Annotated in this window: 12 protein-coding genes and 4 tRNA genes; 2 read left to right on the plus strand and 14 right to left on the minus strand. The window is 40.7% G+C overall.

What is annotated here, in order from left to right; genetic code table 11:
• The first annotated feature begins 5 nt into the window (after positions 1 to 5).
• Complete coding sequence (locus KUL10_RS17235; RefSeq protein ID WP_110430200.1) at positions 6 to 962, plus strand: AEC family transporter; 957 nt, start codon at positions 6 to 8, stop codon at positions 960 to 962.
• 55 nt (positions 963 to 1,017) lie between these two features.
• On the opposite strand, the gene KUL10_RS17240 is transcribed toward KUL10_RS17235, so the two are convergent.
• The 11 genes from KUL10_RS17240 to murB all read right to left on the minus strand — a co-directional run bounded on the left by KUL10_RS17240 (position 1,018) and on the right by murB (position 10,558).
• Positions 1,018 to 3,963: a TonB-dependent receptor gene (locus tag KUL10_RS17240; protein ID WP_110430201.1), complete on the minus strand. Its 2,946-nt coding sequence runs from the start codon at positions 3,961 to 3,963 to the stop codon at positions 1,018 to 1,020.
• Positions 3,964 to 4,289: 326 nt separating this feature from the next.
• A complete protein-coding gene (locus KUL10_RS17245; RefSeq protein ID WP_233499875.1) occupies positions 4,290 to 5,006 on the minus strand; it encodes an aspartate/glutamate racemase family protein in 717 nt (238 codons plus the stop codon).
• A gap of 203 nt (positions 5,007 to 5,209) precedes the next feature.
• Positions 5,210 to 5,500, minus strand: a complete 291-nt coding sequence (locus KUL10_RS17250; RefSeq protein WP_110430202.1) for a hypothetical protein — start codon at positions 5,498 to 5,500, stop codon at positions 5,210 to 5,212.
• Between the two features lie 534 nt (positions 5,501 to 6,034).
• Positions 6,035 to 7,219 (minus strand): elongation factor Tu, encoded by a 1,185-nt coding sequence (gene tuf / locus KUL10_RS17255; protein ID WP_110430203.1) that lies wholly within the window; start codon positions 7,217 to 7,219, stop codon positions 6,035 to 6,037.
• Positions 7,220 to 7,284: 65 nt separating this feature from the next.
• Positions 7,285 to 7,360: transfer RNA gene (locus KUL10_RS17260), tRNA-Thr, on the minus strand.
• A 7-nt stretch (positions 7,361 to 7,367) separates the two neighbouring features.
• Positions 7,368 to 7,442, minus strand: a tRNA-Gly gene (locus tag KUL10_RS17265).
• A 41-nt stretch (positions 7,443 to 7,483) separates the two neighbouring features.
• Positions 7,484 to 7,568: transfer RNA gene (locus KUL10_RS17270), tRNA-Tyr, on the minus strand.
• Between the two features lie 9 nt (positions 7,569 to 7,577).
• Positions 7,578 to 7,653 (minus strand) — tRNA-Thr (locus KUL10_RS17275).
• 127 nt (positions 7,654 to 7,780) lie between these two features.
• Positions 7,781 to 8,536 (minus strand): type III pantothenate kinase, encoded by a 756-nt coding sequence (locus KUL10_RS17280; protein ID WP_110430204.1) that lies wholly within the window; start codon positions 8,534 to 8,536, stop codon positions 7,781 to 7,783.
• A 37-nt stretch (positions 8,537 to 8,573) separates the two neighbouring features.
• Positions 8,574 to 9,563, minus strand: coding sequence for a bifunctional biotin--[acetyl-CoA-carboxylase] ligase/biotin operon repressor BirA (gene birA / locus KUL10_RS17285; RefSeq protein WP_110430205.1), 990 nt, complete (start codon positions 9,561 to 9,563; stop codon positions 8,574 to 8,576).
• Positions 9,560 to 10,558 (minus strand): UDP-N-acetylmuramate dehydrogenase, encoded by a 999-nt coding sequence (gene murB, locus KUL10_RS17290; RefSeq protein WP_110430206.1) that lies wholly within the window; start codon positions 10,556 to 10,558, stop codon positions 9,560 to 9,562. Before murB ends, birA begins: the two co-directional genes overlap by 4 nt.
• A 181-nt stretch (positions 10,559 to 10,739) precedes the next feature.
• Between murB and KUL10_RS17295 the strand changes: the two genes are divergently transcribed.
• Positions 10,740 to 11,192 carry a DUF3010 family protein gene (locus tag KUL10_RS17295; RefSeq protein WP_110430207.1) on the plus strand — a complete coding sequence of 151 codons (453 nt, stop codon included), beginning with the start codon at positions 10,740 to 10,742 and terminating at the stop codon, positions 11,190 to 11,192.
• A gap of 24 nt (positions 11,193 to 11,216) precedes the next feature.
• Here KUL10_RS17295 and KUL10_RS17300 read toward each other — a convergent pair whose 3' ends face one another.
• Genes KUL10_RS17300 through pseG form a run of 3 tightly spaced genes read right to left on the minus strand, consistent with a single transcriptional unit; the run spans position 11,217 to position 14,228 of the window.
• Positions 11,217 to 11,957: a cytidylyltransferase domain-containing protein gene (locus KUL10_RS17300; protein WP_158525418.1), complete on the minus strand. Its 741-nt coding sequence runs from the start codon at positions 11,955 to 11,957 to the stop codon at positions 11,217 to 11,219.
• A gap of 5 nt (positions 11,958 to 11,962) precedes the next feature.
• A complete protein-coding gene (gene pseI, locus KUL10_RS17305; RefSeq protein WP_110430209.1) occupies positions 11,963 to 13,063 on the minus strand; it encodes a pseudaminic acid synthase in 1,101 nt (366 codons plus the stop codon).
• 43 nt (positions 13,064 to 13,106) lie between these two features.
• Positions 13,107 to 14,228: a UDP-2,4-diacetamido-2,4,6-trideoxy-beta-L-altropyranose hydrolase gene (pseG, locus tag KUL10_RS17310; protein ID WP_110430210.1), complete on the minus strand. Its 1,122-nt coding sequence runs from the start codon at positions 14,226 to 14,228 to the stop codon at positions 13,107 to 13,109.
• Positions 14,229 to 14,357: the final 129 nt, after the last annotated feature.

The raw sequence follows: 14,357 nt of genomic DNA on the forward strand, positions 1-14,357 counted from the left end.
ACTTAATGAAACCGGAACTTTCACACATACTCAGTTTTTCTATTTCGGTTATTGGACCGGTCGTTTTATTAATTGCGTTTGGCTACTTTCTTTACAAACAAAAATTAATGACTGATGATTTTGTTGAACGCGCGTCGCGTCTTATTTTTCATTTTGCTTTACCTGCACTTTTATTCTCTAGTATTAGTAAAAGTGATCTCAGCACTTTGACCGATTTGAAAACTATTTCAGTAGGAATTAGTGGTACCTTAATATTTTTTGTGGTCAGTCTATTGGTAGTCCCCTTTTTAATTGAACGGCGAAGTGATCGGGGAGTTGTTATTCAAGGCTCGTTTAGAGCCAATATGGGCATCATTGGACTAGCATATTGTCAAAATGCCTATGGCGATATTGGGTTAGCGTATGCCTCAATTTATATGGGCTGCTTAACTATTGTTTATAATGTGTTGTCTGTTGGTATTTTAAATATTTTCAACGATGGCAAGCAAAGCCTCGCCATTGTTTTAAAAGGAATTGCCAGCAATCCCATTATCATTGCTATTATAGTGAGTTTATCTGTCGCCTATTTTAAGTTGCCGATCCCAAATGCAATTGATAATAGCATCGGGTATTTTGCACAACTCACTCTTCCCTTAGCGCTATTGTGTACAGGCGCCTCTTTGCGCTTCTCTAGTTTTTCAAGCGATGCAAAAGCAGCAGGTATAAGTATTCTTGCGAAATGTATTTTTTATCCATTACTCTTAGTTACCGTAGCAATATATTTCGATATTGAGGGGATGGCCTTAGGCGTAGTGTTTTTGATGGCTGTTTGTCCAACAGCAGCTGCGAGCTATGTGATGGTGCGCAAAATAGGCGGGAATCATATCTTAGCAGCACATATCATTGCGATTAGTACCTTGTTATCTGTCCCATTTACTGTCTTGGGCTATGCGCTATTATCCGCTAAAATTGGCATTAATTAAAAAACACCGCCTTGAATAAAAGACGGTGTTTAAAGCAATAAAAAGATAAGCCTTTTTAGAAGCTGAGCGACGCACTCAACCTGACCGATCTAGGTTGTTGCCATGCAGTTGGAAGCCCATAATTTGGATTGCGATCTGGTATCACACCCGCAGCGGTGCTCGCCCCCTCATCATCGAATATCTCATTAATTTCAGTGACAGTATCCGAGTTTAAAAGGTTAAACACGTCGGCACGAAGCGTTAGATTGTAGTCTTCAAAGATCTCTAGATCGTAACTAGCTGTTAAATCTACGGATAACACGCTAGGTGTGTTTCCTCTAGAACCACGCGGGCTTAACTCACCTTGTGCATAAAAAGACTCTGACTGGTATTCGCGTGCAAATAAATCGGTAGGATGATAGCCAAAGGCATTTTTAGGACGCCCTGTAGACCACCTCACATTGACACCTAAATTAAACGCTTCCGTAAAGGCATAAGAACCAAAGATCTTAACACTGTGACGACGGTCATTTGGTAAGTCCCCATACGCACCGTCGAGCAACCCAGGTTGATCAAATAAAGTTGTTAAACCTGCATCATCCTGCCCATTATCCGAACGAATATATCCTTCATTGTTCCCCCAACTATGTGACCAGGTGTAAGTAGCGTCGAGGAACCACCTGCCATCCCAAGCTTTAGTCGCGTTGATATCAATCGCAGCATATTTACGAATTGATTCTGGGTAGTTTAAATCAGACGCTGGTATAGTGTAAGTATCAAGCGGAAGTGGACCGTCTGTATTAGCGTCAGGATCAGTTGTAATGGTGATGTCACTGCCGGGGTTCGTTAGTACATAATAATGAAAGCCTGAGCATTCGGTACATGACATACCAAACTCACGTTCCAAATATTGATTAAATCCAAAGTCTATAGCGACATCTTCGATAGTTGTCGCTAACTCTCTGTATGTTCCTTGTACAGCAAGGCTCCATTGATCATTTAGCTTAAATTTGTAACCTAAGATAAATTCATCTGAATACATTGGTTCTAGACTAGCATCTACAATCTCATCTGGTGCGGGTACATCACCATCAGCAAAAACTTGGTTGTCTTGGGTGATTGCCCCATCGAAATTTGGTATATCTAATGTAGGATCAGCAAAGCCAGTAAATTCACGGAATTCATGAATAAACGTTTCCGCCCCCGATAAGCGAATATTTGTATTAGCGGCGACCGGCAAATAGTAACGCCCATAACTAGCCCAAACTTTAGAATCACCGTCACCGTTGACGTCGTATACCGCGCCCAAACGCAATCCCCAATTGTCTTCTAGTTCAACAAAAGTATCACCAGCACCATTTTTATTTTCAAAGCTATCATTGCGTAAACCAGCGTTAATCACTAGGTTTTCTGTTGCCTGCCATTCATCCTGAATATAGTAAGCAAAGTTTTTCAATTCAAATGAGCCACCAGTACTATAGTTACGACGTCTTACTTGATATGGAGTTGGGTTAGCCGGGTCCGTTTCATCGTCTACGTAAATCAGGTAATAAACACCACCTGAATTTAAAGTGTTTGCGTTTGCAGTTAGCGTTTCTGAATCAATACCAAACCTAATGGTATGATCATCTAAGTAGATGTCACCATCTATGCGATAGACTTCACGTTTATCATCGCCTATATCGACTAAAAAGTTTGCAAAATTGCCGCCTCGAACAAATGCCCCGGTGCTATCAAATCGTCTAAAGATTGCAGGGTTGGCATCAAGGTCACTGGAAGTGGTGCGGTCAGTTTTATTCACTCCATACAAAGCTGACAGTGAAAACGAATCACTAATAATGCTGTTGTATTCGACGATATAGTTTTCACCACCTTCTTTTATTGTACCCTTGGCAACCTCGCCACTTGCAATGCCGTTAGTAGTGGGCACACGCTCTGTAATTGTTTCACTCTTATCTGAAAACGCTGTGACCTTAAGAATATTTGAATCATTAATGACCCAATCAATAGATGCCGCCCAAAATGCATCTTCATCTGTTTCTTTTCGTTTCTCTTGTAGGATGTCGTTGCCACTTTGCGTTTGTGGGTTGTTGAACTCTAATACATCTGAACGCGGATTATAGAGACCATAAAAAAACAAGGTGTCCTCAATGATTGCGCCACTCGCCCATAAGTTAAATTCTGCAAAATCATTTGTATCTTGTGTATTATCAATTAAAAATAAGTCACTACCGGGCCTAAGGACAGAGGGTCTATCTTCTCGGAGCGCATCTGGCTCCCAATATATATTCGCCCCCCATTTAAACTCGTTTGTACCACTTTTCGTTTTTGCATTGATAACAGAGCCTGTTACACGACCAAATTCAGCCGAGTAGCCGCCAGTTTGAACTTCAAAGCTCTCATACATTTCAAATGGAGGGTTACTAGAACCAACCCCCGTTCTAAAGTTAGTGATATTTAACCCATTTATATAAAAAGCATTTTCCGCGGCTGATGCGCCTCCGATGGATGCAACATTTCCAAAGTCTTCATCTCCCTGCGTTGCTCCTGGTGTAAGTAAAGCAACCCCAGTTAAATCTCTCGGCACAGGGACTTTTTCGAGTGTAAATCCATCGACTCGAATGCCGGTTGAACTGCTACTGACGTCCACTAGTGATATTGCGGAGCCAACGACCTCAACACGCTCAACATTGTCTTGTAGCATGACAAGATCTAAATTAATTGTGCCGCTTAGCCCTACTCTTACACCTTCTTGTACCACAGTTTGAAACCCATCTTTTCTCGCTGTAACCCTGTATTGACCTGCGGGTAGCAAAGGAAACCGAAAGTCACCGTCTGTCGCTTCAATTGTTCGTACTAACCCAGTTTCCGGATTTTCAACCGTGACTATTACATTGTTAAGGTTTACACCAGAGTCGCTAGCTAAGCTCCCAACTATATTTTTAGCATGTGCAGATGTTGTTGATACACCAATGCAAAAAGCCACGGCGAGTGCTGCCGTTTTATATTTAAATTGTTTCATATGATTCCCTGTGTTAACTAAATCGATTTTTTATTTTTGTGAGATTAATGGTTTTGAGTGAAAACCTGCAGGGCGATATCATCACAGCTTTGAAATATGGGCAAATAATGGCCTATTGTGAAGCTGATTCACGAACAAAATGAATTTTATATGTCTCTGTTTTTATGAGCTTTTTTATAGGTTGATTTTAACTAAAAGAATCACAGTGGCGAACTAATAACAAATAGCGTAACTTTCGTCACTCTGATTGAGTGATTGGACACAAAACATGATTAGTAGGCGTTATATGTTTATCGCAGGGTGTTTTTTGAGCATTTATACGCTAGTTACGAAAGTGCCAGTCTTACAGCTTCTTTGGTATGAAGTTCAGTGGTATCAATGAGTGGAAGGTCAGGAATATCCTCTTGCTTCAACAATAAGAAAATCTCCGTACATCCCATGATAATAGCTTGGGCCCCTCTGTTTTGTAGTACGCGACAAATTGATTGATAACGTTTTGCAGAAGTAACACTAATTTTAGACTTTACCAATTCATCGAATATAATTTTGTCTACACTCAGTTGGTCCTCCTCAGAAGGAACAATAACCTCAATGTTGTACTTTGACCTAAGGCGTTGTTTTATAAAGCTTGCCTCCATAACCGGTTTTGTCCCTAACAGCCCGACTTTATTTAACCCCATTTTTAAAATAGCTTCCCCAGTAGGGTCGCTAATATGAATAAACGGAATACTTAAAATTTCATCTAAGCGATCGAGTACCTTGTGCATAGTGTTTGATGCACAAATTAAGAAATCTGCCCCACCTTTTTCAGTTAGCAACGCCTTTTTCTCAAGGTATTCTCTGGCCAGATCCCACTTTTGTTCACGCACAAAGTATTCAATATTACCGAAATTGACACTTTGAATTACTATTTCAGCGATATCCCAACCACCATGCTTAGCATTAACACCCTCGTTTATCATTCGATAGTATTCGGCCGTCGCTTTATCGCTCATGCCCCCCAATATACCGATGGTACGTTGCACTTTTGGTCGTTTATTCAATACTTTGTTCCTTATTCATCCACGATGTAGTTCACGCTTATCACCTGCTTTTTTTGCGAAATGTATAATGACAAAAATGAGTATTCCTACCGTGGCTAGCACCATAACTAAACCAAGAAGTAATTGTAAAATCATCATCCAATCGATATTCATCGTCATTGTCCTGTAATTAATGCTAAGGCTTTGTTCTTGAGTCTATCCCACTATAACTTCATATTGTGTTTCTTCGAATACAAAAATACAGTTGGCGCCTCGATCAGCGCAAGCACTATAAAGGTAAACCAAAACCAGTTGGTTTTAAATAGTATCAAGCTGAAGGCTTGGTCAGTTCCCCAATATTTAAAACCAACGCCTGCCAAAACGAATCCAGACACGAAAAGATCGCACATTGAGACTTTGGTGAGATCATTGCCTGCTACTTTTGGGTAGATGGATGTGTAAGCGATGATTACGACGATGAGTACGAGTAGGATGATAGATAATTCTGGTGACATGTTGTGTAAGTTCTTTTGTTTTAGTTATTTGGTTCCAAAGAGGTTAGCGATGTCTCGGTAATGAAGTTGATTATTGGGTGATGACGTTTCTTTGTTGCTAATTTTGTATTGTTCCAAGGAGGTTACCGATGTCTCGGTAATGACGTTCCTTCGATGTAACAAATTTCAACGTCATTCCTTCGCATGAAGGAATCTCGTAAATCAACCACCAACCATATTATTGAGCATACAGTACCAAAAAACATTCAGCGCGTCAGATGAGCGTTTCCCCTTTATAAAATCTTGTGCCACAAGGACGTGGCGCTAGAAACGGGCATGGATGCCGTAAAGTGGTTTTATAAAGGGGACATGCTCATCTGGCAAAAGCTGAATATGGCTTACGCAGTGCGATGGTGGATGTTTTTAAATCGCGGTGTTCCAAGGAAGTTCCCGCATGCGCGGGAATGACTATTCTTCGTAGCTTATAGTGATTACTGTACAAACAAAAACGGCGCTCTGTGAGCGCCGTTTTTTTATTCGTCTGTAAGACAGTGATTAAGCGATGATTTTCGCTACAACACCTGCACCTACTGTACGACCACCTTCACGGATTGCGAAGCGTAAACCTTCGTCCATCGCGATTGGGGCAATCAATTCAACTTTGAATTTCAAGTTGTCACCAGGCATAACCATTTCTACGCCTTCTGGTAACTCTACCGCACCTGTTACGTCAGTTGTACGGAAGTAGAACTGTGGACGATAGCCTTTGAAGAATGGAGTATGACGGCCACCTTCGTCTTTGCTTAGTACGTATACTTCAGCTTCAAACTGTGTGTGTGGGTTGATTGAACCAGGCTTAGCCAATACTTGACCACGCTCTACTTCTTCACGCTTAGTACCACGTAGTAGTACACCAACGTTCTCGCCCGCACGACCTTCGTCTAGAAGTTTACGGAACATTTCAACACCTGTACAAGTCGTCTTAGTTGTATCTTTGATACCAACGATTTCTACTTCTTCACCTACTTTAACAATACCTTGCTCAACACGACCGGTTACTACCGTACCACGACCTGAAATTGAGAATACATCTTCAATTGGTAGGATGAATGGCTTGTCGATGTCACGCTCTGGCTCTGGGATGTATGAATCTAGTGCTTCGCCTAGCTCAACAATCTTAGCTTCCCATTCTGCTTCGCCTTCTAGGGCTTTAAGTGCAGAACCTTGGATAACTGGCAAGTCGTCACCTGGGAATTCATATTCTGTTAATAGCTCACGAACTTCCATTTCTACTAATTCTAGTAGTTCTTCGTCGTCAACCATGTCACATTTGTTCATGAATACGATCATGTAAGGAATACCAACTTGGCGACCTAACAAGATGTGCTCACGTGTTTGTGGCATAGGGCCATCAGTTGCCGCAACAACTAAGATACCGCCGTCCATTTGCGCAGCACCCGTGATCATGTTTTTAACGTAATCGGCGTGCCCTGGGCAGTCAACGTGTGCGTAGTGACGAGACGGAGTATCGTACTCAACGTGAGACGTTGCGATTGTGATACCACGCTCACGCTCTTCTGGAGCGTTATCGATTTGGTCAAATGCTTGAGCTGCGCCACCGTATGTCTTTGCTAGAACAGTTGTGATTGCTGCAGTAAGGGTTGTTTTACCGTGGTCAACGTGGCCGATTGTACCTACGTTTACGTGCGGTTTCGTACGTTCAAACTTCTCTTTTGCCATTTTAAATTTTCCCAGCAAAGTTAGTTAAAAAAATAATCTATATATATGGAAGAGTGAGAAAGAGATGGTGCTGATAGGCAGATTCGAACTGCCGACCTCACCCTTACCAAGGGTGCGCTCTACCAACTGAGCCATATCAGCACGTTAATGGAGCGGGCAGCGGGAATCGAACCCGCATCATCAGCTTGGAAGGCTGAGGTAATAGCCATTATACGATGCCCGCATTCATTCCCAATATTCTCTAATCCACCATATAAGAAAAAGTGGTGGAGGGGGCAGGATTCGAACCTGCGAAGGCTGAGCCGGCAGATTTACAGTCTGCTCCCGTTGACCGCTTGGGTACCCCTCCAGAGATTGATGGTGCCGACTGCCGGAATCGAACTGGCGACCTACTGATTACAAGTCAGTTGCTCTACCAACTGAGCTAAGTCGGCACGTCATCAAGTGGGTGCGCATATTAAAGAAATGATCTGCATGTGGCAAGCACCAATTGCAAAAAAAAGCGCTTTTTTTTAATATTTTTTTTATGCGCTTATTTTTACGCCATAATAGTGATGATTTTTAATCAATATATAGACTTAAACCATGTAAAACTAAGTTTTCATGTATTTCTGACATTGGATATTTATCTAAATTAATCATGTGGCGATCCCCACCTGTGACATATATTTTAAAATTACTTGTTCGTTTGCTCACTTCTTGAACAGCTAATTCAAAACCACCTTGAATTTGAGAACGTAAACCGAGTTCTACACAATCAGGTGTATCGTTTCCAAACCAAGATGAATAGTCTTTTTTGGAGTTATCGGCGAATACTTTGCTCGTATTTTTGAGTAAACCCGATTTTAAGGTTTGATATCCTGGCGCTATCCATCCACCAATATGTTTGCCATCGTTCACAACGTCTGTAGTGATTGCTGTACCGAGGTCAAAAACAATGAAATCCTTTGTTTCCTTATTTGATAAAATCATGTTGTGACAAGCGAGCATGGCAAGCCATCGGTCAACGCCCATATTTAATGGGGTTTGATAACTGTTGCTTAGCCCAAAAGAGCTAGACTGTGTCGAAGCACAAATAAGCGACAAACCATGAATTTCACATAAACGCGTCACTAACGCTTCACAAGCCCTATTGTTTACATTCGCCAAATAAATGTCTTCAATAGCCGAGTGTCTACTTAATAAACTATCGAAAAGCCCTTGTAACTGATCAATACGTATATGCTGGATATCAGGACTTTCGTGCACTGAAAATGCCCGTTGAGATACGCAGTAATGAACGTGAGTATTGCCGACATCAAGCAGTAACGATGTCATTTTGTTCTATTTGCCATATTGAAGTTTCGCGCCAACACTATTGAGTCCTAACACTGATTTCGTTTCCACTTATCTCACCACCATAATGAGCACTGATTACTCCATCAATTTCGACTAACAAAGCACCGGTTTCATTTATCCCTCGACTAATTCCCAACACTTCATTGGTTCCTGAGATTAGTCTAACTGGTTTGTCACAAAATAAATCTGATGCCTTATATTCATCTAAAAAGGGTGTCAGCCCACAACGCTCAAACTCTACTAACATTTCATTGAGATGATTTAGCAAGTAAGCGACGATTTCATTTCTATCAAAATGAGTAGAAGAAAGGCTTTGTAAATCGATAAATGGTTGATCAATTCCTTTAGTATCAGTTGGCATAGAGACGTTTAATCCCAAACCGATTATCGCATGAGTGTCACCCCCTACTTGTCCTTCAACCTCGACTAATATACCTGCAAGTTTTTTGCTGTTAATGTAGACGTCATTCGGCCATTTTAACTTTGCACTATTGATACCAATGTCATTTAGAGTGCGGTTGATTGATAACCCAATTAATAGGCTTAGACCAGCTATAGATTGGTAGCCACCACTAAACTTCCAATTCATTGACAAGTAAATGTTCGCGCCATAAGGTGAAACCCATGTGCGCCCTCTTCTTCCTCTTCCTTTCGTTTGTGCCTCAGCAATACAACAAAAGCCAGAAGATAAGTTCGATAAATGGTCTTTTATATAATCGTTGGTTGAAGCAATAATGTTAGCAATATGCAATTGATTACGTTGGGTAAACTTGGTGTTTTCCAATATTTTATCAGCGCTTAGCATATTTAAAGGTTTATCTAATTTATAGCCTCGACCTCTCACACTAAACACTTCGATCCCCAGACTTTGCAGCGCTTTTATATGATTCGCAATGGCCGCGCGAGATATACCAAGTCGCTCACCTAATACTTGCCCTGAGTGAAATTCGCCATTGGCTAATATTTGGATAAGCGAGGTACGAGTTTGTTCTACTGCCTTTTTCATAGTGAGATTAACCCTTGTTTACCAATTAATCGAACCTCATTTTCAAGTTTAATTGAGAACCGCTCCCATACCTTTTGACAAATATTGTGCGCTAATTCAATTAGCTCGTTACCACTTCCATTTTCTAAATTTACGAGTACTAACGGCTGACGTTCATGACAGGCTATTCCGCCCAACTTCGAACCTTTAAACCCTAATTGATCAATTAAATAGGCCGCGGGTAATTTTACAAACTCGTTATCTACAGGGTAACTTGGGCAGGCAGCATCGAGGTCTAGAATTGTCTGGTAATGGCGTTTGGATATCACCGGATTCTTAAAAAAGCTTCCTGCATTCCCGAGGTCTTTGGGGTCTGGAAGTTTGGCTTGTCTAGTCTCAATAACAGTTTCTAGGATCCTACTAGGAGACAAGGCTTTTATTTCATCTAAAGGTGAGTAGGTGTTTACTAACTTTGCATTTTTTCTTACTTTAAAACCTACCTTAGTAATAAAGAACGGAGGTAAATTACCAGACTTGAAAATACTGTCTCTATAGCCAAATTGACATTCATCTTTCAACAGCTTTTTAATGGTTCCACTCGCAAAGTCAAAATACTCTACAAACTCTATAAAGTCTTTTACCTCGACACCATAAGCACCAATATTTTGAATGGGACTTGCACCTACCGTTCCGGGAATCAATGCGAGGTTTTCGAAAGAGTACATTTGGTGATCATGGCAAAACAATACGAATTCATGCCAGCTTTCGCCAGAGGCAACCTCAATTAGGTATTCATTATCGTTTTCTTTAACATCAATTCCTTTGAGTTTATTGACTAGCACACTGCCGTCAAAATCTTCAATAAATACTGTATTACTGCCCTCACCCAAAATCATGCATTGATGATTAAGCATCATTTCTTTTAAATTTGATAGGTCATCAATATGATTAAGAAATTGAATATCCAACGCTTGAGCGTTGAGTCCGAAAGTGTGAAGCGACTGAAGCGATGGCAATGTAAAAGCTCTTTTTAGATTTCTTGGGCTAATTGTGAGCAAATTACTTTAAAAGGTAAAGTTGAATATATTTAGGCTCTCTATAAAGTTTGCTGTGTGAATGCGAATTATGGGATAGCGCATAAGAATTCCGTTATAATTTCGACATTGTGCTACACCTATTTATATTTGAGGAAAGTAAATGAAGATTTGTGGTGTTGAAATTAAAGGAACCGAAGCGGTAATTTGTCTACTTAACTATCAAGAAGGCTTGTTTTCGTTACCTGAGTGCCGCGTGAGAAAAGTAGAATTCAGCAAGCAAAATCGCACTGGTGATATCAGATACTTTCAGTCAACTTTTGCAAAACTAATGCAAGACTACCAAATTGAGCGAGTGGTCATTAAAGAACGCCCATTAAAAGGTAAGTTTGCAGGTGGTGCGCTTGGCTTTAAAATGGAAGCAGCCATTCAGCTGATTGAAGAACTTGAGGTTGAATTAATGACGGCTAGCGAGCTTAAAAATATTCTCAAGAAAAACCCAGTCTCTGTAGAGTTTTCTGAAACTGGTTTAAAAGTGTTTCAAGAGCAAGCGTTTACAGTGGCGTATGCTCGCCACATGCATATTCAATATCCAAATTCGGATCTGCCAGAATAAGCGTAGACAAGTGTTTCAGGGCACTTAATGGGCCGTCTTTTGCGTAACCTCTTTGTTGATATTCGCGACTTCTGGATGCTTATCTAGCAATTCACAAATTTCATAAGCAGAAATGGTTTTCCAATCTTTGCCGTTGTCGTGAATCAAATCGACAAGGGCTTGGACAGTTTCAAAATCAGCTTGCTCATCAACGCATAAACGGTAGTCGCCCCATCCAATTTTTCCAAGTTGGAGAGAGAGAATTTCCACGTTTTTAGAATAAGCATACATATATAAAGTCACGTGTTCTTTTTGCGCATCCGTTGTCGCATTTCGGCAAGCATTTTCCAGGTTTTGCATTGAAAACACTTCGACGTCAAACCCTCTTGGAAGTGACTCTTTGACAAAATGTGTGTAACCACTTGGATTGTTACTAAGGTGAGCCTTAATTGTTTCATCAAGCACAGTTGGGCATATTAAAGGGCAATCACCAGTGAGTCTAACGATCACATCATCACTGGCACAACCAGCGGCCGTAGCAGTTAAATAAAAACGCTCAAGTACATTGTCTTCACTGCCTCTATACCATGGCCACCGTTTATCAGTCGCATGATTAGCCAACTTATCATCTTGCGCCAACTCGCTCGTACTCAGCCAGTGTTCGTTGACAAGGTGACTGCTTTTTAGACGCTCAAAATGGTAGTCTATCAGCGCTATACCGTTAATTTCTTTAAGCACTTTTTGTGGAAGTCTCGTTGAGCCAAGGCGAGCTTGGCTGATGCACACAATCTTCACCTTTGAATATCTCTTGCTCGTTCAGTAAAATTTTCGACATAAGCCGCGTCTAAGGGGGTACCAAAGTTAATATCCTGATTAGCGACCTTGCCTAAAATTTCAGGTAGATAACGAGTATGCAAACCTAAACCAGGTCGCACAGATCTTACGTTTTGATTCGTGAATACTTCACCTTTCTTGATGCTTTGACTGCAGTACAGCGACCTTCTGAATCTTCGATTTATTTCTTCACTAGGTTTCAATTCATACCCAGCACGACCAATGGCTGATTTAACTCTATTTGTTTCGGAGACTAATTGCTTAAATTGTGCGGGCTCTAGAGAGAAGGCTGCATCTACTGAACCATCATTTTTGTCGATTACAAAATGCTTCTCGATAACTGATGCTCCGAGGCACACAGCGGCTATAGAAGCAGTATTATCGATAGTGTGATCACTCAGTCCTATTGGAAAAGAAAACCTTTTCTTAAGATCTTCAATGGTCGCTAAGTTGCAGTCTTCGATGGGTGCAGGGTAACCACTTATGCAATGCAGTAGAGCAAGCTGCTTCCCGCCACCATCAGCAACCGCTTCAACCGCCTCATAAATCTCATCTAATGTGGCCAAGCCAGTAGAGATGATCATGGGTTTGCCTGTCGACGCAGCATGCTTTATTAAACCGATATCGTTAATCTCAAACGAGGCTATTTTATAAGCTGGGCAATTTAACGACTCTAATAGATCAATAGCGGAACTATCAAAGGGCGACGAAAAAATGGGAATATTTCGGCTAGCAGCCTTTTCAAAAAGAGCTTGGTGCCACTCCCATGGAGTATGTGCTTCTTGATACAAATTATGTAGCGTTCTTCCCTTCCACAAACCATCTGTAAGACAAAATTCTGGTCCATCATGTTCAAGAGTGATCGTATCTGCGGTGTAGGTTTGAATTTTTATTGCACTTGCATTAGCGTCAGTGGCAGCGTCGATCAAATTTAATGCTTCTTCTAGGCTTCCTTTATGGTTACCTGACAGTTCTGCAATAAGGTAAGGCGGATGGTTATTGCCTATTTTTCTTCCGGCAATCTCTATCTCATTCAAAAAATTGTTTTTTAGACTCATGTAAGTCCTATTAATATAGTAGCTAAGCTTTGTATATTAGTAGTCAGATAGTGTTTTCGAATGCCTCAATAATTCTTAAGCAACCCTTTCCATCGACGACTTGTTTAGCGCGTTTATTCATATCGTTCAACAAGCAGTTATCGCGCCATAATTCTTTGGTTTGACGAACAATTTCGACAAGTAAGCGTTGGTTGGATTCTAAATATTTAGTGTCATTTGGCTGATATGCTCTCGCATCTATCGCTTTGTAGTATTGATTATTATCGGACGAACTTAGCGCTGGCAATTGATTGTCCGCAATTACTAAAGCAATTGACGGTACACCGCAACATGCTAGTTCGTTGAGCGTGCCTCCAGCAGCCGTTATTGCTAACGTAGACTGTCGCATATGCTCAGCCATGTCTTTAACATTTGATAAAACTTCAATACTCGGGAGGCGTTCTAATGATGAAAGCAGTTCGCGTTGCGAGTCACTAACACGATTGAGCACTAGTGTTACAGGTGTATCAGGAAGGTGTTTCTTAATCTCAACGACTAAATCTAGTGAAATTTCTTTTACGTCGGTCGCACCAATAGTCACTAACAATCGGGAACTTTGATTCTGTTTAGTATCATTATTTGCTGTTAGACGAAATTCCCTTCGAATTAATGCATACTGCTTACCGAGCAATAAGGACTCTGGTTTAAATCTTCTCTTATAATAGTCTATTGAAGCATTCTCAGCGTGATTCACTATAAGATCAGCGTGCACGCTATCTAGATCGATGGCATCGTCTATTGCAATTACCTTAAGCCGATCTTGCTTGGGCTGAAGCACCAAATATTTAAGCGCTGTTTGTTCTTTTACTGATAATGAGTAATCATCTACCACTAAGCAATTCATGCTAATTTGCGAAAATAACTCCGAACCGGTGAAGTTATCACCCAGATATTCCTCAGTATTGATGTTATTCTCATGTAGCACACCTAAAATATTTACAAGACATTTTTTATAAACAAAATGTACGCGGTACTCCTTTTCGATAAAAGCCTGTGCCAATGCTAAACAGCGCATCATATGGCCAGCACCTATTTCAAAAGAAGAATTTGCATAAAAGCAGACGTTTTTAATGATACGAGTCCGACAGGTTAAGGATGAACATAGATTAAAGTAATCAAGGTGAATTCAAAAGCCTAAAGTTTTATTGCGTCACAAATAAACGGCGTTAAATAAATAGAATTGGTTTTGAAGTTAAGCCATAAGTCAAAGAGCTTAGTTTGGACACTATAGCGCAGACTTATTGAGTTCGAATTT

The sequence above is a fragment of the Glaciecola sp. KUL10 genome (genome assembly GCF_003203515.1).
GTDB lineage: Bacteria > Pseudomonadota > Gammaproteobacteria > Enterobacterales > Alteromonadaceae > Glaciecola.